17 protein-coding genes and 1 pseudogene are annotated in these 21,118 nt (G+C 39.7%); 8 read left to right on the forward strand and 10 right to left on the reverse strand.

Annotated features, from left to right (window positions below; genetic code table 11):
• The first annotated feature begins 101 nt into the window (after positions 1-101).
• From creD to FHR28_RS13080, 3 genes and pseudogenes are all read left to right on the forward strand, one after another.
• Entirely contained in the window at positions 102-1,514 is a 1,413-nt protein-coding gene (gene creD, locus FHR28_RS13070; protein WP_151956328.1) for a cell envelope integrity protein CreD, read from the forward strand.
• Positions 1,515-1,583: 69 nt separating this feature from the next.
• Positions 1,584-1,808, forward strand: a pseudogene (locus tag FHR28_RS13075) (hypothetical protein).
• A 59-nt stretch (positions 1,809-1,867) separates the two neighbouring features.
• Positions 1,868-2,224 (forward strand): RidA family protein, encoded by a 357-nt coding sequence (locus tag FHR28_RS13080; RefSeq protein WP_056518324.1) that lies wholly within the window; start codon positions 1,868-1,870, stop codon positions 2,222-2,224.
• A 58-nt stretch (positions 2,225-2,282) separates the two neighbouring features.
• Here the strand turns inward: FHR28_RS13080 and FHR28_RS13085 are convergent, their stop codons facing one another.
• From FHR28_RS13085 to FHR28_RS13100, 4 genes are all read right to left on the reverse strand, one after another.
• Positions 2,283-2,807: a DUF2726 domain-containing protein gene (locus FHR28_RS13085; RefSeq protein WP_166782827.1), complete on the reverse strand. Its 525-nt coding sequence runs from the start codon at positions 2,805-2,807 to the stop codon at positions 2,283-2,285.
• Between the two features lie 431 nt (positions 2,808-3,238).
• Positions 3,239-5,644, reverse strand: coding sequence for a YgiQ family radical SAM protein (locus FHR28_RS13090; protein WP_166782828.1), 2,406 nt, complete (start codon positions 5,642-5,644; stop codon positions 3,239-3,241).
• 266 nt (positions 5,645-5,910) lie between these two features.
• Positions 5,911-7,131 (reverse strand): MFS transporter, encoded by a 1,221-nt coding sequence (locus FHR28_RS13095; protein WP_166782829.1) that lies wholly within the window; start codon positions 7,129-7,131, stop codon positions 5,911-5,913.
• 235 nt (positions 7,132-7,366) lie between these two features.
• A complete protein-coding gene (locus tag FHR28_RS13100) occupies positions 7,367-8,020 on the reverse strand; it encodes a response regulator (RefSeq protein WP_004823671.1) in 654 nt (217 codons plus the stop codon).
• 378 nt (positions 8,021-8,398) lie between these two features.
• Here FHR28_RS13100 and msuE point away from each other — a divergent pair, with 378 nt between their 5' ends.
• From msuE to ampC, 3 genes are all read left to right on the forward strand, one after another.
• On the forward strand, positions 8,399-9,136 hold the full coding sequence (msuE, locus tag FHR28_RS13105) for an FMN reductase (protein WP_004723461.1): 738 nt from the start codon (positions 8,399-8,401) through the stop codon (positions 9,134-9,136).
• Between the two features lie 46 nt (positions 9,137-9,182).
• A complete protein-coding gene (gene sfnG, locus FHR28_RS13110) occupies positions 9,183-10,301 on the forward strand; it encodes a dimethylsulfone monooxygenase SfnG (RefSeq protein WP_004723462.1) in 1,119 nt (372 codons plus the stop codon).
• A gap of 348 nt (positions 10,302-10,649) precedes the next feature.
• A complete protein-coding gene (gene ampC, locus FHR28_RS13115) occupies positions 10,650-11,774 on the forward strand; it encodes a class C beta-lactamase (RefSeq protein WP_374759611.1) in 1,125 nt (374 codons plus the stop codon).
• 217 nt (positions 11,775-11,991) lie between these two features.
• On the opposite strand, the gene FHR28_RS13120 is transcribed toward ampC, so the two are convergent.
• Both FHR28_RS13120 and acs read right to left on the reverse strand, forming a co-directional pair.
• Complete coding sequence (locus FHR28_RS13120) at positions 11,992-13,176, reverse strand: acyl-CoA dehydrogenase family protein (protein ID WP_166782831.1); 1,185 nt, start codon at positions 13,174-13,176, stop codon at positions 11,992-11,994.
• 168 nt (positions 13,177-13,344) lie between these two features.
• Positions 13,345-15,288 (reverse strand): acetate--CoA ligase, encoded by a 1,944-nt coding sequence (gene acs / locus FHR28_RS13125; RefSeq protein ID WP_166782832.1) that lies wholly within the window; start codon positions 15,286-15,288, stop codon positions 13,345-13,347.
• Positions 15,289-15,581: 293 nt separating this feature from the next.
• Here acs and FHR28_RS13130 point away from each other — a divergent pair, with 293 nt between their 5' ends.
• Together FHR28_RS13130 and FHR28_RS13135 are read left to right on the forward strand one after the other, a co-directional pair.
• A complete protein-coding gene (locus tag FHR28_RS13130; RefSeq protein ID WP_166782833.1) occupies positions 15,582-16,163 on the forward strand; it encodes a DUF805 domain-containing protein in 582 nt (193 codons plus the stop codon).
• A 146-nt stretch (positions 16,164-16,309) separates the two neighbouring features.
• The gene (locus FHR28_RS13135; RefSeq protein WP_373868811.1) at positions 16,310-17,293 is read left to right on the forward strand and encodes a mechanosensitive ion channel family protein; all 984 of its coding nucleotides are present in this window, start codon (positions 16,310-16,312) and stop codon (positions 17,291-17,293) included.
• Here FHR28_RS13135 and FHR28_RS13140 read toward each other — a convergent pair.
• The 4 genes from FHR28_RS13140 to FHR28_RS13155 form a co-directional block, all read right to left on the reverse strand.
• Positions 17,276-17,989 (reverse strand): 16S rRNA (uracil(1498)-N(3))-methyltransferase, encoded by a 714-nt coding sequence (locus FHR28_RS13140; RefSeq protein ID WP_105714209.1) that lies wholly within the window; start codon positions 17,987-17,989, stop codon positions 17,276-17,278. The genes FHR28_RS13135 and FHR28_RS13140 overlap by 18 nt on opposite strands.
• A 60-nt stretch (positions 17,990-18,049) precedes the next feature.
• The gene (locus FHR28_RS13145; RefSeq protein WP_166782834.1) at positions 18,050-19,330 is read right to left on the reverse strand and encodes a 3-deoxy-D-manno-octulosonic acid transferase; all 1,281 of its coding nucleotides are present in this window, start codon (positions 19,328-19,330) and stop codon (positions 18,050-18,052) included.
• A gap of 349 nt (positions 19,331-19,679) precedes the next feature.
• Complete coding sequence (locus FHR28_RS13150) at positions 19,680-20,738, reverse strand: alkene reductase (RefSeq protein ID WP_166782835.1); 1,059 nt, start codon at positions 20,736-20,738, stop codon at positions 19,680-19,682.
• Between the two features lie 38 nt (positions 20,739-20,776).
• The gene (locus FHR28_RS13155) at positions 20,777-21,076 is read right to left on the reverse strand and encodes an ArsR/SmtB family transcription factor (RefSeq protein WP_016539735.1); all 300 of its coding nucleotides are present in this window, start codon (positions 21,074-21,076) and stop codon (positions 20,777-20,779) included.
• Positions 21,077-21,118 lie beyond the last annotated feature (42 nt).

Below are 21,118 nucleotides of genomic sequence, written 5' to 3' on the forward strand. Positions count from 1 at the left end.
TCACTTAAAATTCATATAAAAAACCTATACGCCTCAAACAAAGCACATTGCTGTTTCGCACACTCAACACTGACAACAAACAACGGCGAAGGAAAACAGTGATGCGATCCAACTTTATTACATTCAAAATTATTGCAATCGCAATTTTAGTTGCCTTATTTGGGATAGGCTTACTCTTTATTACCAGTCTGGTCTCAGAACGACAAGATTATCAACGGGCATTTCTGAAAGAAATTGCACAAAACAATATTAGCCCTCAAACCGTGATTTCACCGTATATCCGTGTGCCCTACAATGAGCAAAAAAACTGCCTCGATGAAAAGAAGGTGGCCTATTTGTGTACTGAGGAACAATGGCTATATATCAGTGCTGACAGCACGCAATGGTCATCCAACTTTAATGTTTCTGACAACACTTATAAACGCACCATCTATCGAGCAATTAGCTACACCGCAAATCTCATGGCCAAAGGCGTATTCCAAAAACCAACACTTGAAAAGAAAGATTACCAATGGGAACGAGCTGAAATTATCTTCCCTGTACATGATCCTCGCGGCTTAGATACCCAACCGAACTTAAACATGCTCAATAAAAGTTATGCTTTTGAAATGAGTGCCCAAGGCAGTAACAGTTCTGGTTTTGACTTTATGTATGTTTCTGCAAAAAAGTATCCTGAATTAATCAATGCCATTCAAAATGGTTTCACTTTTGATTTAACCGCCAATATTACGGGTCTGGGAAAATTCACCCTGATCCCAACCAGTCGTAGTGTCACTTATCAGGCCAAAGGCAATTGGGCGGATACCAAATATTCAGGACAAAACTTACCCTTTGCAAAAACCAGTACACCGCAACAATTCACCGCACAATGGAAAAATATTGCTCTAGGTCATCAAAACATCAGTAAATTGATTGATTGCGACAACAATGAGTGTATTCGCCAGTTTAGTAATGGCTATTTTGCACAAGAGCCGGCTTATATGGGTGAACCTAGTCAAAGTATTGGTTTATCAACAGAATTCCTAGAATCAGTCAATGTCTATACACAAACAGATCGTGCGATTAAATACGGTATCGTGATTATCATCATCACCTTTGCTTGTTTCTTTCTCTTCGAAGTGCTTAAAAGCTTACGGATTCACCCCATTCAATATTCTTTGGTGGCGATGGCTCAAGTGGTGTTCTTTGTTTTACTGCTTTCGATCAGTGAATACTATGCCTTTGCATGGGCTTATTTCGTTGCTGGAATTGCCTGTGTCGGGCTAATGAGCTGGTACTTATACTATGTGATGAAAGGTTTTAAAGCCGCTGGCCTATTCAGCATCATCCTGAGTTCACTTTATGCCGTGATGTATATGCTATTGCAATCTTCAGGCAAAACCTTCCTGATCGGCTCTATCATTTCATTTGTTTTACTTGCTGTAGTGATGTTTATTACACGGCATATCGACTGGTATCAAATCAACAATAAGCCTGAGCAAAAACTCAAATCCTATACGCCTCCGCAAGCTTGATAACGGCACAGTGAATAGCTCAAAGCGATTCACTGGCTTAAAAATAGATTCTAAATAATAGGTATTTCAATGAATATTTCCATACCACAGGAGCAGCAACACTTTAAGCAGTTGCAACAACTTTGTCCTCTGCAATGTTCGATTGCATTTTGTTTAAATCAGTTACGTGACGCGTAGATTCAATTTTTAAATTTAGGCAATTTCATTATTTGCCCAGAATATAACTGTTTGATTATTTTTAAGTATAAAATCCTCATTCGTATAGATAGATTCACCAACAAGCAACAAAGTTAATTTGCAGATTGTAAATGATGACGTAAAATTTAAAACATAAACAAACTTTGAGAATGATCATGACTGTACAACGTTTGCACGTAGAAAAACGCTTTTCTGAAATCGCAATTTCGGGAAATTTAGTTCACTTGGCGGGTCAATTGGCTACGGATTTAAGTTTGGATATCAAAGGGCAAACTCAACAGACCTTAGATATCATTGATCGTTTTCTTGCAGATGCGGGCACAGATAAAAAGCACATTATGTCTGTGATGATTTTTTTAAAAGACATCGAAAATGATTATGCAGGAATGAACGAAATCTGGGATGCATGGTGTTCAGATATGCAAGCTCTGCCGAGAACTTGTGTAGAAGCAAAGCTTTATCGACCTGATGTTTTAGTTGAAATGACGGTTGTTGCGGTCAAACCAGAATAAGCTCAATACTAAATTTTGAATGAACTAAAAAATGCATGTTTAAACATGCATTTTTTGCTTAGCTATATGCGCGATTTGAGTACAGATCAAACTTCCCCAGTACATGTTCCTCCAACATTTGCGAATGGCTCATTTCTGAAAATTCTGTTAAAAAATCTTCTCGCAAATCCTGATACTCTGGAATCCCCATATAACGAATCACACGATAACCTGCCGACTGTAACAAGGCATCTTCATAGGTATTTTGATTCGAGCGCTTAATCGCATTGATATCATCTAAAGCAATCACAGCTAAAACTTTATAATCTTTGTCCAGCACCACAAAGTCTGCAAACATTTGCTGATACTTACGACGTGTATGTAAATATTTTGTCGTTAATAAGGCATCAAAAGATACATGAGCCAAGATATTGGCTTCAGGTAAAATTTCTTTTAAACGCGTAAACGTAATTTGTTCATGTGAGTTAAATACTGCTCTTCTTCGTAAAGCACTATCTGCTTGTTGCTTATTTTTCAATCCTCTATAAGCAGCGGCAATCACGACAGCAAGTAATATCAAACTCGCAACGATTATCATGTCCATTTTTCATTTCCTAATTCTTTATTATAATTTGGTCTACGACCAGTTCTTGTGTATCAAAGATACTATTTTTAATCAGTTCAATTTTGTAATATGCCAGACGCATTCTCATATTTGCTTTTTCAAAATAATCAAATAAATCACATTTTTAACTTATTTATTGAACTATTATTTGTTTTATTCACTTGGTATTTCAACCAAATGAATTGAATTGCATCTCATATATATCGCGTATTGAATGCGAATACAACTGAATTTAATGAATCTTGCGTACTATTGTAGGACAAGGATATTCGAGAATTGTGTGTTTTTAGTACACTAAAGTTTTCAACAGTTTACAAAGACTTATCCACAGTTGCGTATTTTTATTATTCAATTGCTGATTTAAGAAAGGATGTTTAGGCATCCTCTCTTATTACTATTTCAAACAGCACCTAAGCTCTACTTTTTGACTTAGACTTTGCTTTGCTATTTCCAGCAAATGGTTTTTTATCACCTGTTTCGCGCGGCGGTAAACCTGTATGTTGTGTCAATATTTGACCACGTTCAGGACGCTTTTTGGTATTGGAAGGACGCGATTGCGTTTTCGCCTGTGAATTACGGCTATCCCCAGTACGCTTTTGCGAATCACCGTCTACAGTCGAGTTTTTCTTACGCGCAGATTGGTATTGCCCTTCTGTTCCTTGCGGTTGATATGTTGGAATCAGATGATGCTTAGAGTTACCAATCAAATCTACCCGGCCCATTTCACGTAATGCATCACGTAGTAATGGCCAGTTGTTTGGATCATGGTAACGCAAGAAGGCTTTGTGTAAACGACGACGCTTTTCACCTTTTACAATATCCACACTTTCGGTATAACGAGCCACTTTGGCCAACGGGTTTTTCCCCGTGTGATACATCGTGGTCGCTGTCGCCATTGGTGATGGATAAAAGGTTTGCACCTGATCGGCACGGAAACCATTTTTCTTAAGCCAGATCGCAAGATTCATCATGTCATAATCAGTTGTTCCCGGATGTGCAGCAATAAAGTACGGGATTAAATACTGTTCTTTACCTGCTTCCTTACTAAAACGATCAAACATCTGTTTAAAGCGATCATAGGTCCCGATTCCCGGTTTCATCATCTTCGACAATGGACCTTTCTCGGTATGTTCTGGTGCAATTTTTAAATAACCGCCAACATGGTGTTGAACCAGTTCTTTGACATATTCAGGGTTCAATACCGCAAGGTCATAACGTAAGCCTGAACCAATCAGAATCTTTTTGATGCCTTTAAGCGAACGTGCTTTGCGATAAAGTTGAGTAAGTGGTGCATGGTCGGTATGTAAATTTTGACATACACCTGGATACACACAAGAAGGTTTACGACAGTTCTTTTCAATCTCAGGATCTTTACACTGCAAGCGATACATGTTTGCAGTTGGACCACCTAAATCTGAGATGATGCCTGTAAAACCTGGGGCTGTATCACGAATTTTTTCAACTTCACGTAAAATTGATTCTTCTGAACGGTTTTGAATAATACGACCTTCATGTTCGGTAATCGAACAGAATGTACAACCACCAAAACAACCACGCATGATATTTACAGAGAATTTGATCATATCAAATGCAGGGAAACGCGCTTCACCATAAGCTGGATGTGGTAGACGCGCATAAGGCAAGTCAAACACATAATCCATTTCTTCGGTGGTCAATGGAATCGGTGGTGCATTTAACCATACATCACGTTCACCATGCTTTTGTACCAATGCACGAGCATTCCCCGGATTGGTTTCAAGATGCAAGATGCGGTTGGTATGTGCATAAAGTACAGGATCCGTTGCCACTTCTTCAAAAGCAGGCAAACGAATCACAGCCAATTCACGCGGCGGTAATTTATGTTTAATTGCTTTAGATGTCGGCAGTAAACGTACAATCTGGGTATTCTCATCCAGTTGATCACCTTCACGAACAACAGGATTTGCCACCAATTCTTTTTGGAAATTTTGATATTGGGTTAAAGAATTTCCTTTGCCTTGTTCAATTTCGCAACCATCTAAATCTTCAGTCATCACATAAGGATTGATGATTGGATCAACACGGCCAATCGCATCGACATCATTCGATGCAATTTCAACAAACTTGGCTTTAGAAACACGATTAATTTTATTGACGATGAATGCCGTACCACGAACATCGGTGATTTCATGAATTTTTTCGCCTTTGGCAAGACGATGCATAACTTCAACAACAGACCGTTCACCATTGCCATACATCAATAAATCCGCTTTGGAATCCATCAGCACTGAACGACGAACTTTGTCTGACCAGTAATCATAATGTGCAATACGGCGTAATGATGCTTCGATACCGCCCAATAATACGGGTACATCAGGAAATGCTTCACGACAACGCTGACAATATACAGTTGCAGCACGGTCAGGACGTTTATTGGGTAGATTATCTGGTGAATATGCATCATCAGAACGGATTTTACGGTCAGCCGTATAGCGGTTGATCATAGAATCCATATTACCCGCGGTCACACCCCATGCAATATTCGGTTTACCGAGCACTTTAAATGCTTCAGCAGAAGTCCAATCTGGTTGTGCAATAATCCCGACACGGAAACCCTGTGCTTCAAGCGTTCGGCCAATAATTCCTGAACAGAACGATGGATGATCGATATAAGCGTCACCACATACTAGGATAAAGTCACAACTATCCCAACCGAGTTGATCCATCTCCTCACGTGACATTGGCAAAAATGGTGCTGGTTCAAAGCACGATGCCCAATATTTGTCATAATCAAACAACGCAGTAGGCGCTGTCTGAGCAGTATAAGCGGTCGACATGGTGAGTTTCTCGATTGGCAGTTGGCGATCGGGAGAGATCTAAAATGAAAGTTGATCATTTTACCATGAATTTTACTCATGTTGTTTGATTAAAAAGTAAACATTTCTTCTTATCTTCTATTTAGTCTGTTATTGATAGCTTTTTAAGATGTTAAAGATATTCGTCATCCGTTATAAAAGGAAAATTTACCTATCATGATGGATCGTTTAAAAGCGCAGCGAAATTGAATAGAAAAGCTTATTTAACGCTATTTAGATGCAGCAGCTCATACTTTTACCTGATCTTTATGAAGTGTTTGATTTAGTTTTAAAGCCACCAAGAGCCCAATACAAAGTACGCAAGTCATCGTAACTGTTAGGCCAAACCATCCATATTTTTCCCAGACTAAACCACTACTGCTGCCCAAGAAACTTGAACCAAGATAATAACAAAATAGATAAAGCGAAGAGCCGACTGCACGATATTGTAAGGATTGTACTGATACCCAACTGCTTGATGTGGAATGTGCGGCAAAAAATGAGAAAGTAAAAATCAATAGGCCAATCAAGATCCCCCATAATGATGGAATCAGCATCATCCATAACCCCAGAATCATGCTTGAGAACATCACAATCAGCACTTTACCTCGTCCAAATTGACGACTCCAACTGGCTGCACGAGGTGAACTATAAATGCCAGATAAATAGGCAATCGAGATTAAACCAATCCATGTTTGTGACAATTCAAAAGGTTTTTCTAACAGATGATAACTCATGTAATTAAACACGGTCACAAAGCATCCCATCAGAATAAAACCTTCGACAAACAATAGTCTCAGCTTTGGGTCAGAAAGATTTTTCTTAAAGGATTCGATAAAACGTGTGAATTGAATGGGATAAGATTTAAAGTGTTTAGAGGCAGGTAAGGCTATGTAAAATGTAATCGCGATCAATAAATTAAGTAGACCAATAATCATCGTCGCAGTTTGCCAAGAGATATAATCCAGCAATACCCCTGCAATCAAACGCCCGCCCATTCCCCCTATTGCTGTCCCTGAAATATACAGCCCCATGGCAAAGCCAACATCTTTTTGTGCAATTTCTTCACCGATATAGGTCATTGCTACAGAAGCAACACCACTAACAGCCAAGCCAATCATCATACGTGTTGCAAGGAATATTTCCCAATACGGTAAAAACGAACTCAGCAATAATAAGCTTGCGGTGGAAAATAAAGAAATGGCCATGATCTGCTTACGACCATAACGATCTGAAATCAGTCCTGCAAAAAGAAGCCCTAAGGCTAAGGCAATGGTGGAAAATGAAAGCGGGAAACTACTATGGGTTGGCGTAACATGAAAAAAACTTGCCAAAAACGGCATCATCGGCTGAACACAATACAACGATGAAAATACAGCAAAGCCAGCTAAAAACAATGAAAGTAAAATTGCGATAAAAGGCCGAGTGCCATACTCAATATAAGCTGTAGATTCAGGTGCTTCAGACATAATTATTCCTCATGTCCGTTCAGTATACGCCTATTTTTAACTCTTGATAAAAGCTAAAGTTTTATTACAGACTATGTCTTGATGATTCAAATAAGATATAAATCCTAAATATTTGATTTAAAAATAAAATTACATGAAAGAATGCAGAAATTAGAAAATAAAAAAGAGCATATTTTTAATACACTCTTCTCGTAATTTTTCAATATATTGAGGTTAAATTTAACCAGCAAAAATCTTAAACTTTTCGTTCTTCAATATTTAGTGCATTGATTGCGAGTACCGCTTGAGTACGGTTCTGTACACCTAATTTACGGAAAATTGCCGTCACATGCGCTTTAATGGTCGCTTCCGAAACATCAAGTTCATAAGCAATTTGCTTATTCAATAAACCTTCTGCAACCATCATCAATACACGGAACTGTTGTGGTGTTAACGATTGAATACGTTCAGCTAAAGCTGTTTCATCTGCAGCACGCGGGTCAAAATTCATATTCGCTGCGGGTAAGTTTGGTGGTAACCAAATATCACCATCAAGCACTTGGCGAATTGCTTCCCCAATATGGCTTGGATGCGCAGATTTAGGAATATAGCCCATTGCGCCATGTGCAATTGCACGTTGAATAATGGACGCATCTTCGTGAGCAGAAACCACAATAATAGGAAGTGCAGGATACTGTGCACGAACATGTACCAATGCAGAGAAACCCGATGCGCCTGGCAGATTTAAATCCAACAAGACGAGATCTGGTTCTGGACCATTTTCCAAACGCTCATAAAATTCATTAACAGCCGCAGTTTCACTAATTTGAGCCTGTGGCAAACTATAACGAACCGCCTGAATTAACGCATGGCGAAACAGTGGATGATCATCAACGATTAAAATATTCATAAGCGAAGCGAGAGATCTCTAGCGCAGTTATTTCATTCTAACCGCACTATTGCTATTTAGGATACGTAAATATTAACGAATTTTTGAATAATTTGTCGGCTTTAATTAAAATTCCCTACAATCTTTAGGTCATTTATCGAAATTAAGATTTAAATATCACTTTTAAATATAAAATAAACAGTTAAAAATGAATTACTTATTCATTTTAAGAATATTATTTAACTTCAAATACTTAAAAGACGAAATCGTGCATTATTCAAAGGCTTTCTGGTTTATCTTAAAAACAGATAACCAATCTGTTTTTCATTATTTTACACTGCTTCGTCAAATATAGATTAATGAATGGCATTCCGAGATTCAATTTATTAGGTTGCCAACATGTCTATTTATACTCAACAAAAACCATTAAATATTGTTGCTGTTTCAGGGGGATTAAATAACCCTTCAAAAACCGAAAGTTTAGTTCAAGCGATTTTAGATGAGCTGGGTCAGGCAACACCGATTCATGTTCATTTTATTAAATTCAGTGAAATAGGCCATTTGTTAGGGGGCGCAATTTATCGCAACCAACTGCCACAACGTGTTCAAGATGACTTAGCTGCCGTAGAAGCAGCAGATGCGCTCATCGTGGGAACACCTGTTTATCGTGCATCATTTACTGGTTTATTTAAACATTTCTTTGATTTTGTTGAACAAACAGCGCTAGTCGATGTTCCTGTATTGCTTGCTGCATCGGGTGGTAGTGACCGTCATGCTTTAGTTCTAGAGCATCAGTTACGTCCATTATTTAGCTTCTTTCAAGCGCAAACGCTGCCTATTGGTGTCTATGCAACAGATCGTGATTTTACGCCTGAGTACACCATTAAAAGTGAACACATCCAAGACCGTATCACTTTAGCTGTTGCACGTGCATTGCCAATTTTAGAATGGGCGCCTGCAAAAGGTCAGCGAGCAGAAGTGGTGAAAGCCAAAACGGAACAAGCCAATCAAAATTTAGGCATCAACAAACAGATTGAGCAAGATGATGTGCTTCCTTCCGCGGCGATACCAGACTTGGATGCGGCAGAGTCTCGTCTACATGCAAAATCCAAAACACCACAATCACAGGTTGCTTAAACGCAACCTTGTTATGAATAAATCATAAAAAATTGAGGGTTATGATATGTCACAGTTTTCATCGAATAATGGTCAAGCAATTCGATTTGCCTATTGGGTTCCCAATGTCAGTGGCGGCTTAGTGGTCAGTAATATTGAACAACGTACAGACTGGAGCTATGACTACAATGTCCGTTTGGCACAAGCTGCCGAAAAAAGTGGTTTTGAATATGCCCTCACCCAAATTCGTTTTACCGCAGGGTATGGCGCTGAAAATCAACATGAATCTGTGAGTTTTAGTCATGCACTTTTAGCCAAAACTGAAAAATTAAAAGTAATTGCAGCAATTCTTCCAGGACCTTGGAAACCGGTTTTAGCCGCAAAACAGTTGGCGACCATTGATTATCTGACCAATGGGCGTATTGCGATTAATGTCGTAAGTGGCTGGTTCCGTGGCGAGTTTGATGCCATTGGTGAGCCATGGCCTGAACATGATGAACGCTATGTTCGTTCTGAAGAATTTATTCGTACTTTAAAAGGTATTTGGACGACAGATAACTATAGTTTTGATGGTAAATATTATCAGTTTAAAGACTACACTTTAAAACCAAAACCTTTGCAAAAACCCCATATTGAAGTATTCCAAGGGGGAAGTTCACGTGCTGCACGTGACATGGCTTCACGTGTTTCAGATTGGTACTTTACCAATGGCAATACACCTGAGGAACTCAAAAAACAAATCGATGATATTCGTGAAAAAGCCAAGCTAAATAACCACTCAGTCAAAATCGGGGTCAATGCTTTTATCATTGCTCGTGACACTGAAGAAGAAGCAAAAGCGGTGTTGCAAGAGATTATTGACCAAGCCAATGTTGAAGCAGTCAATGCCTTTGGCGATGCAACCCGTGAAGCGGGCGCGGCATCTAAAGAAGGTGAAGGTAACTGGGCAAAATCAACATTTGAAGACTTGGTGCAATATAACGATGGCTTTAAAACCAATCTGATTGGTACACCGCAACAAATTGCTGAACGTATTGTTGCACTCAAAAATGTAGGCGTAGATCTGGTGTTATCTGGCTTTTTACATTTCATCGAAGAAGTTGAATATTTCGGTGAAAAGGTCTTGCCTTTGGTTCGTCAAATTGAAGAAGCGCAAAAAGATCAAATTACTGCAAAATCAGCTTAAGGCCTATCTCTTCATCGATGGTGCTGTGAAAACAACAATAAATAACTAAAACAGCTTTGCAGCTTTCCCTCTTGACTCGGCTTGAGGGATTTTTTTTTAGAATAAATAAAAAGCATTTATAAAAAATAGAATCGTATAAATCAGTACAATTATCCTTATATAAATTAGCCTACTTTTGTTTTATTGAATCATTGAGTGTATTTGTTCTATACATATACTCAACAACCGCAATCTTGGAAAATATTTCTTTCAACCTTAAAATACGCCCTTTTTGTAGCATAGATGGAAAAAGTGGGCATGGTATTTTTAAATAAAACAAAAACGATATTTTGCGTCCTTATCGGTAGTATGAGCTTGACGACTTATGTAAATGCCAACGAGATACCTGCAACGTCTATAAAGGTTGAAACTGCAATGAATACTGCATTTCAGCCATTAATGAAAACTTATGCAGTGCCCGGTATGGCAATAGGTGTTTTGTATAACGGGAAAAGTTATGAAAAATACTACGGCGTACAATCACTTGCGAATGCGAAAGCCGTAAATAAAAATACCCTTTTTGAACTAGGCTCAGTCAGTAAGATATTTACTGCAACAGCAGGTACTTATGCACAAAATTTAGGCAAAATTTCTCTTCAAGACCATCCTGGGAAATATATACCCGCATTAAAAAACTCAGACATTAATCAAGTCACACTCTTAGAATTGGCCACCTACACCAGTGGTAATCTTCCATTGCAATTTCCTGATCAAATAAAAACAGATGCGCAAACACTTAAATATTTTCAAGATTGGAAAGTCAAAAACCCGATTGGTCAATTTCGACAATATTCTAATCCAAGCATAGGGCTATTCGGTGAAGCGACCGCTAAAGCCATGAACATGCTTTTTAGCGCTTTATTAGAGCAAGTGATTTTCCCCAAGCTAGAACTCCAACATACTTATGTCCAAGTTCCTAAAGCACAACAAGGCAACTATGCCTTTGGTTATGATCAAAATAATCATCCGCTTCGGGTCACTGCTGGCGCTTTTGATGCGCAAGCCTATGGGGTGAAATCTAGCCTACCTGACATGCTACATTTTTTAAATTTAAACTTAAATCCAGATCAAGCCAAAGCAGCGATTAAACCTGCAATTCTAGCAACACATACCGGTTACTTTAAAATGGGTGGTATGACCCAAGCCCTTGGCTGGGAATCGTTCAGCTACCCAGCTACATTAAACACACTATTAGAAAGCAATTCTGATCGGGTTGTGATGCAATCTAACCCTGTTGAAAAAACCCTCGTGAAGACTGGTTCAAGAGTCTTTCATAAAACTGGCTCTACCAATGGTTTTGGGACATATGTGATTTATATTCCACAAGAGAACTTTGGCTTGGTGATGTTAATGAATAAAAAAATTCCCAATGCTGAGCGAATTAAGGCAGCGTATGAAGTGCTCAATAGCTTAAAGCAAAAATCCAATCCTTGATGCTGAAACACGTCAGATCGGGCTAGGCTTTAGATTTGTGCATTGTTAGATCATTCATGTTGTATCTATTGCAAGGCAACATAATTGTCGCTGTTGGTAGGGGGGTATAAGACCTACCCCTTATCCAACACAGATTTTTTTCAATCTAAGATAGGCAATACCAACTGCTAAAGCGCTAGGAATGAACGTCTATAAAATGTCAACGGTCAGCTTAGGTTCAAGAATAAAAACTTGGATCGGGCACTTTTCCAGTCAATACCCATTCCCCTACTTCCTGATACTTATAATCAATCGGATCATGCAAAGTCTGAGTACGGACATTTCGCCAAAAACGATCTAAATTTAATTTGGCTGTTGTCGCTCTGGCACCCATTACTTGAAAAATATTTTGCGTTATAAACAGCGAGCTATTGGTTGCAGCAATTTTTGCAGTCGCAATGGCAATTGAGACTTCACCACGTTGTTCTGCTGTTAATTGCTCACCAATATTCCAAGCCGTTTGCAATGCTGCAATGGCTTTATCGGCAAGTAAACGTACACTTTCAAGCTGTACATAAAACTCAGCAAAATGCTTCTGGGTAAATGGATCATTCACCGCATTTTCAGCCAAAGACGTTGACCATGCTTTCTGACTTTGTATGGTTTGTCTTGCAAGGTCAAAGGCACCTTCAGCAACGCCTAAAAACAGATGCACAAAAATCAATTGTGCGATCAAAGGTCGTAAACTGGAGTAAGGTGTACTTAATGGTCCTGGATTTAACAATAACTCATCTTTGTGAATTTTGACCTGTTCAAAATGACTGGTTCCACTGTCCGTTTGACGCTGCCCCATATTATTCCAATCGCCTAAAAAACTGACCCCTTCTCGACGTGTTGGGATCACAGCTATCAGTAATTTTCCAGCATCATTAAAGCCCGAACAAAGCAGTATGTCTGAATCTATTGATCCTGAGCAAAAGCTTTTATCACCATGAAAAATAAAGTCGTTCTCAGTGAGTTGTTGTACCTTCGTGCGCTGATCTAAAGGGTTTAAAGTATTGCCCCAAAACAAGTTATTGCGGGCGGTGTGTTCAAACCATGACGAATATTGTTCAGGCTGAGCAAATAACTGCACAGTGGCGATTAGTAAATGATGAAAGCCATATACATGTGCTAAGGAACTATCGACTTGTGCAATACTTTGAATGGTCTGGAAAATTGTTTTCCAGTTTGCTCCTTGCCCGCCATATTGTTGTGGAATAGACAGTCCCAATAAGCCACTTTGACGAATCAAATCCCGTTCCAGCTTCGGATTACCACCTGCTTTATCACGCTCAGCAGCAGTCTGCGCAAATTGTTCTGCCAATTGCTTTGCCGTTGCTAAAGCAGAAAGGTTTAACGCCTGTTGAGGTGCATTCATCATATTTACTCTTATTCCCAGTGCCTTGAGCTTATCAAATCAAGTAAGATTTCCTTATCTCAATGCCTGCATTACTTATTCTGTGGTTTGAAAATCAATAACAAAAAATACCGCTAGAATTTCTCTAACGGTATTCAACTTTTGGCTAGCAAAATCAAGAGACTTCAATCACTAAGAATTGGCCTTAACCTCTGTAATCAACTGATCTACCACACCGGGATCAGCCAAAGTAGAAGTATCGCCTAAACTATCTAACTCATTGGCAGCAATTTTTCTCAAAATGCGTCGCATGATTTTTCCAGAACGGGTTTTTGGTAAAGCAGGTGCCCAATAAATTGCATCAGGTGTTGCCACAGGTCCCAGCACTTTACGTACCCAACTGACCAATTCTTTACGTAATTCTTCAGTTTCAGCTTCACCGGCCTGCAAGGTCACATAAGCCGCTATGCCTTGCCCTTTAATCTCATGTGGCATACCAACAACAGCTGATTCAGCGACTTTTGCATGCGCAACTAAGGCACTTTCAATTTCAGCAGTGCCCAAACGGTGACCCGAAACATTCAGAACATCATCTACACGGCCTGTAATCCAGTAATAACCATCTTTATCACGGCGCGCACCATCACCAGTAAAATAACTGCCTGGATAGGTCGAGAAATATGCTTCAATAAATCGCTCAGGATCGCCCCAAATAGTCCGCATTTGCCCCGGCCAAGAATTCTTAATAATCAAATTGCCTTCTGCTTCACCTTCGAGTTCTTGACCCTCAGCATCAACCAATGCAGGTTGTACGCCAAACAATGGACGAGTTGCCGAACCCGGTTTAAGTGGGGTTGCACCCGGCAGTGGAGAAATTAAAATACCGCCTGTTTCAGTTTGCCACCATGTATCCACAATTGGACAACGGCTTTCACCCACAACGGTATAGTACCAATTCCATGCTTCTGGATTAATCGGCTCACCCACGGTACCCAATAGACGTAAACTGCTACGGTCACTTTCACGCACAAAAGCATCACCTTCACGCATCATGGCGCGGATCGCTGTTGGTGCAGTATAGAGAATGGTAATGTTATGCTTATCTACAATATGCCCTGTGCGTGCCCATGTTGGATATTGTGGGATACCTTCGGACATGACGGTGGTTGTACCATTGGATAATGGTCCATAAAGCACATAAGAATGCCCCGTAATCCAACCCACATCTGCGGTACACCAGAACACATCATCTTGTTTAATATCAAAAACTTCACGGAAAGTTGAATTGACATAAGTTAAATAACCACCCGTAGTATGTAACACTCCTTTAGGCTTTCCTGTTGATCCAGACGTATATAAAATAAATAAAGGATCTTCGGCATTCATCGGTTCTGGCGGACAGATATCTGTGACCGTCATAATTTCCATGTGATACCACAGGTCACGCCCCTCCTGCATTGTTATTGGATGGCCTGTTCTATGCACCACAATCATTTTTTCAACGGAAGTGGTTCCATCCAGCGCCAATGCTGCATCTACATTCTCTTTTAAAGGAATCGTTTTACCACCACGCATACCTTGGTCAGCGGTAATCACCAATTTAGCTTGACTGTCGTCTATCCGACTTGCCAATGAGTCTGGAGAGAATCCACCAAATACCACACAATGCACCGCCCCTATTCGGGTACAGGCCAACATGGCAATCGCAGCTTCAGGGATCATCGGCATATACAAAATAACTCGATCACCTTTCCCGATTCCATTTTTCTTTAAAACATTGGCAAAACGACACACTTCATCATGCAGTTCTTCAAAAGAAATGATTTTATGGCGAGATGGATGATCCCCCTCCCAAATAATTGCAGGTTTCAGTGGGTGTTCTTTTAAATGACGATCTAAACAGTTGGCACTAACATTCAGTTGCCCATCTGCAAACCATTCAATTTTAAAATTATCTTTGTCGTAGCTGGTATTTTTTACTTGAGTAAATGGCTTAATCCAGTCCAATTTCTTTGCAGCTTCTGCCCAAAACTCATCTGGATGGTCTACTGACTGTTGATAACGATCAAAGTATTCTTGTTCATTGGTCCTTGCTGTTTTAACAAATTGTTCTGGAACTGGATAGACTTCATTCATATTCTGCTTCCTTGATTTGCCACCTCATCACGAGATGTATGCCTACGTTCTTGATTTTATTTGCTGCATGTGTTCAGTATTACGATAGCGCATTTCGGTTAACAATTGTGCTTTGGTCGTAGACACGGGGGTCACTTTAACCATCGGAAAATCTTAAGTCATTTGCCAAAATATTCGAATTTTCAATATCTATGGAGTTTTTTTGATCTTATAATTTGTAGTCAGAAGTGCATATGGTTTTTTTCAGAAAAAAACATTTCCTTACCGAACTCATTCAGCTGGACGCGATCATCATGCAAATACAAGAATCGTCGACTTTTTTTTCAAAGCATCAAGTATCACCAGTAGATCATCCCCTTTCTACTCAAGGCCGCTTTAATCGTTTGAGTTATATTGCTTGGTTTGGATTTTTGCATCTCATTTTTACCGTTGCATTGCTTGCCCTCGGTCTAGTCTTTGGGATTTTGAATTTAAATTCGCTGCAATTCAGTCAACATGCGATAAATTCGATTTCAGGATTAGGACAGTTCACTTACCTCGCACTCAGCTGTCTTTATTTATATGGAATGATGGTTGTGATTATTCGCAGGCTGCATGATCGTAATAAATCTGGTTGGTTTATTCTGTTATTGCTGATTCCCATTGTGCAATTTTTGATGCTGCTGTATTTACTCTTTGCGCGTGGTTGTAATCGTGCCAATCGTTTTGGTCACCCACGCCCATCGACTTTTATTGAAAAATTAATGGCTTGGCTGATGCTAATAGGTTTTATTATCAGCTTAGTTAGCTCTATAAGTGTGGTGTCATTTATGATTGGTACTGGAGAAATTGAAAATCCAACAACAATCATTGAAAAAGGGACTAAATATTTTTAAGGATAATTAATGCTTAATTATGCACGAACATGAGTTAAATATTGATTCACAAATATTATTTTTATTTGTCCGTCATAAGAAAAACTGTAATCAAAGCTTAACTTCTTTGAAATTTCAGGCAAAATATGCCAATTATTTTATTGGACATGATTGTGGCTGAAGAAGCAAATGCATTGAGTACCGTTGCGCAAGACACGACTCAATTGATCCATTCTGCAGGCGAAAAAACTGCACAAACAGTGATTCAACATACTGAAAAATATAAAGACGCATACTCAACCATCGACAAGTTTGTTGATGGTTTTTGGGAGCGTATGCCATATTTATGTATTGCGCTGATCGTCATCACTATTTTCTGGTTGTTGTCTAAGCTTTTTAAATTCTTTGTCCGTAGAACACTCGAAAACCGTACCTATACGCGCCAAAATTTAGTTCTGGTACTGAATCGTGTCGGCAGTACCGCAATTATTTTTTTTGGTTTCTTAATTGCCATGGTTATCGCAATTCCAGGCTTTACTCCTGCTCAACTGATGAGTGCTTTGGGGATTGGTTCGGTCGCGATTGGTTTTGCATTTAAAGATATTTTCCAAAACCTACTTTCTGGAATTTTGATTCTTTTGGGTGAACCATTCAAGATTGGTGATGACATCATTGTCAACAATATGGAAGGTACTGTCGAAGATATTCAAATTCGTGCAACTTTTTTACGTTCCCCTGACGGGCGACGTATCGTGATTCCAAACGCAACCGTGTATACCAGCGCCGTGACGGTAAATACCGCTTACCAACGCCGTCGTTGTGAGTTTGTGGTTGGGATTGGTTATGAAGATGATGTACAGAAAGCCAAAGACATTATTCTTAAATTGCTTGATAAAGATCAACGTATTTTAAGCCAGCCGGGCTTTACTGTGAATGTTTCTGCTTTGGCGGATTTCTCTGTCAATTTAACCGTTCGTTGGTGGGTAGATACCACGCAAGTGGTTACTGCGGCTTCGATCAGTGAAATTCAAGAACGTGTGCTTGAAGCCTTTGCGGATAATAATATTTCGATTCCTTATCCTGTTCAGGAAGTCAAAGTCTACCGCGGTGATCCATCAGCGGATGACATCGAATCAGCTCGTGCTAAATAAGCGCCCCAATACATAAGGGATCGCGGTTTCAGTACGCAAAATACGGTTGCCTAAGCTCACTGCTTGGCAGCCGTTTTTTATCAGTAAATCTACCTCATAAGGTATAAAACCACCTTCAGGTCCAATGATCACAGTACATGAATGATCGATAGCAAATGGCATTTTCTGTTCAGTATACGGATGCGCCACATAAGCAGGATTTTGTGGCGTAATGAAGCTAGGTAAGACATCTTCAACAAAAGGCTTAAAGCGTTTGTATAGCTCAATTTGGGGCGCGATGGTATCTCCCGCCTGCTCTAATCCCAAGGTGATGTAATGATCAATTTGCTGTAAAAAGGGGCTTTGCCAATAACTTTTATCAACCCGATAACTATGAATCAAAATTAATTTTTCTACCCCCAGTGTCACCGCATCCATAATTAAGCGGCGTAACACTTTGGGGCGTGGTAATGCCACAATTAAAGTTACGGGCAATTTTGCTGGAACAGGCTCTTCTTGAATCGGTCGAAGTAAAATCGTATGTTCTGAAATATCAACAATTTCAGTTAAATAACGACTGGCACCCTCAACGCCAACCTTAAGCGTATCTCCAACTTTGGCAGCAAGATGCGTGTGCAAATGTTCAACTTGCCTTTTTGAACTGATTGTCCAAGTTTCAGCTTGTGTTTGACGAGGATCAAGAAGGACGATGTTCATAAAAAATTCTGGTTCGTTTCACTTTTAGCTGATGGTGTTTATTCATCAACAATGTATAAATTATAAATACTGATCAATCACTGCAATATGTTTGTATAAAGAACCCTGATTACGCTTTAAAACATCAATCGCATGCTGGCTTAATTGCTGGGCAAAAGCTTGATCTTCCAAACAGCGCACCAATAACTGAACCACCTCATCAACAGTTTGCCCCACTTTTAAGGCATCTGCCTGTAAGAACTCATCCACAATGGCTTGAAAATTAAAATAATGCGGTCCAATCACGGTGGGTACATCTAAAACCATAGCTTCTAAAATATTATGTCCACCACCGGGTTCATTTAACGACCCACCAACAAAACATGCCTGACTCAATGCATACCACAGCCACATTTCACCCATACTGTCTGCCAAATAGACTTGGGTATTCGACTCGATTGCTTGCTCTAAGCTACGACGCTGTGTTGTTAAATTTAAACTTTGTGCAGCAGCAAAAACCTCATCAAAACGTTCAGGATGGCGCGGGACAACGATTAACAACCAATCTGGATATTGTTCTAAATAGGTTTTAAATGCGAGAAATAATTTTTCTTCTTCAGGTGCGTGTGTACTGGCGATGGTGATGATTTTTCGATTTGCTAAATTCCAGTCCTGCTGCAACTGTTGTGCTTTATGGATAAATTGTTCAGGTGCAGAAATATCAAATTTAATACTTCCAAGTACTTGTATTTTATTTTGTGGTATACCTAGATCAATAAAGCGTTGCTGCGTTGCAACATCTTGCGCCAATAACTGATCTAATTTCTGTAGCATTGGACGGGTTAGGCTTGGAACTTTGGCATAGCCTTTGGCAGATTTTTCTGAAAGCCGTGCATTCACTAAAATACAAGGCACTTTAAACTGTTGAGCTTGGTCAATAAGATTTGGCCATAGTTCAGTTTCAACCAAAATCAGTAATTTGGGTTGGTATTTCTGATAAAAATCAGCAACTAAATAGCGCTGATCAGCAGGCAAATATACCGCTTGAAATAATGCTTGATAAGGTGCTTTTAAGAATAACGATTTGGCACGTGCTTGGCCTGTTTTTGTCGTATTGGTGACTAAAACAGCATGACCTGCTTTTAAATAATGTTCGATTAAAGGCTGAGCAGCATTGGTTTCTCCGACTGAAACACAATGAAACCAAATGGCATGCTGATTCTTTACATCTTGAAAGGGGCCAAAGCGCTCAAGACATTCTTGTTGGTATTCTGCGCTATCTTTCGCACGTTTTTTGATACGCCATTGATACAAAGGCTTAACGATTTTAAGTGCTGTGTTATACCAAAAAGGAGTAGCCAAACAGAATGTCTCAATATAGATGAATGGGCAAATATAACAGAGCCATATTCAGTTGTTAATGAATAATATTTAACGATTTGTTGTCAGCAAGGTAGTCGACCGCATGCTAGAGCAAATCTGATCCATCAACCAGCAACAACGCTAGCAAAACTTGGCTTTACAGGGATGAAAAAACGCTTATTGGTAAAAGGTAGTGTTGTACGCCTTAACCAATGGCGATATCCATGCCATGTACAATAGATATGCCTTGTAAGAGTCAACGATACAAAAAGAAAACTGGTTAAATTTATCTGAGTTGTGGATGTGAATGGGTATTCCATTCACATCCAGAGAAAATACAGTCTTTGTTTTATCCCAAAGCAGGATAATCAATATAGCCTTCCGCAGTTTGTGAACCAATCATATTTTCAAACACCAATTCATTTAAAGGTGCGTCTTGAATCAAACGTTCATACAAATCAGGATTGGCAATATAAGCTTTACCGAAAGACACCGCATCTGCTTGACCTGATGCCAAGAGTTTGATGGCATCTTCACGACTTAAACGCATATTAGCAATATATGGCACACCGTTTGAACGTCGCTTCATATATTCGCTGATACTGTCATCGGCTAAATATTCACGTGTAAAGAAGAACGCAATTTTACGTTTACCTAATTGTTCCAAGACATAACCAAAGGTTTCACGTGGATCAGCATCCCCCATATCATGCTCATCACCGCGAGGCGCTAAATGTATGCCCACTCGGCCTGCACCCCATACTTCAATTAAAGCATCCATCACTTCAAGTAAAAGACGTGCGCGGTTTTCAACAGAACCACCATATTCATCTTCACGGTGATTGGTTGAACTTTGTAAGAACTGATCAATCAGGTAGCCGTTGGCAGCATGTAATTCAACGCCATCAAAACCAGCCGTCTTGGCTTTAATTGCAGCTTGTTTAAACTGTTCGGTGATGGTATGAATTTCAGAGATTTCCAAAGGTCGTGGCACGACATAATCACGTTTTGGACGTAATAAGCTGACTTGTCCTGCTTGTTGTATTGCACTTGCAGATACAGGCGTTTCCCCATCGAGTAAATCTGGATGTGAGACACGTCCCACATGCCATAACTGCGCCACAATCAAACCACCTTGGTCATGAACCGCTTGGGTTACAGACTTCCAGCCCTCAACTTGCGCATCGGTAAATAGCCCTGGTGTATTTAAATAACCATTGGCTTGTTCTGAAATCACTGTTGCTTCAGAAATGATTAAACCTGCACTGGCACGCTGTGCATAGTGCTCAGCCATGATTGCCGTGGGTACCCGATCAGCGGTAGCACGGCTACGGGTTAAAGGCGCCATCACGACACGATTTTTTAAATGTAAATCGCCAAGTACAAGGGGAGAGTTAAGTTCAGCCATATTTGCCTCATCACTCGCTTTCTGATTGAAATCAGGCGTTAAAGCGAGTTTTGTAGATAATCAATATATTGCTGAATTAAAGCTTCATTACGCGAGAAATATGACCATTGACCATATTTCTCGGCCTGAATTAATCCTGACTGTTGCAAAACAGACAAATGATTTGACATCGTAGATTGAGAGACCTTACCGAGCTTCTCGATATTCCCTGCACACACACCACGACCAAAGCCACCGCACTGCTCTTCCGACAAATATTGTTGTGGCTTCTTAAGCCATTCCAAAATCTGTCGGCGAGTCGGATTCGCTAATGCTTTAGAAATTAAATCAATATCCATCTTAGACACATTCAATTCAGAGCAAAGCTCCATTCAGCATCT

The sequence above is a fragment of the Acinetobacter sp. BIGb0196 genome, assembly GCF_011759595.1.
Classification (GTDB): domain Bacteria; phylum Pseudomonadota; class Gammaproteobacteria; order Pseudomonadales; family Moraxellaceae; genus Acinetobacter; species Acinetobacter guillouiae.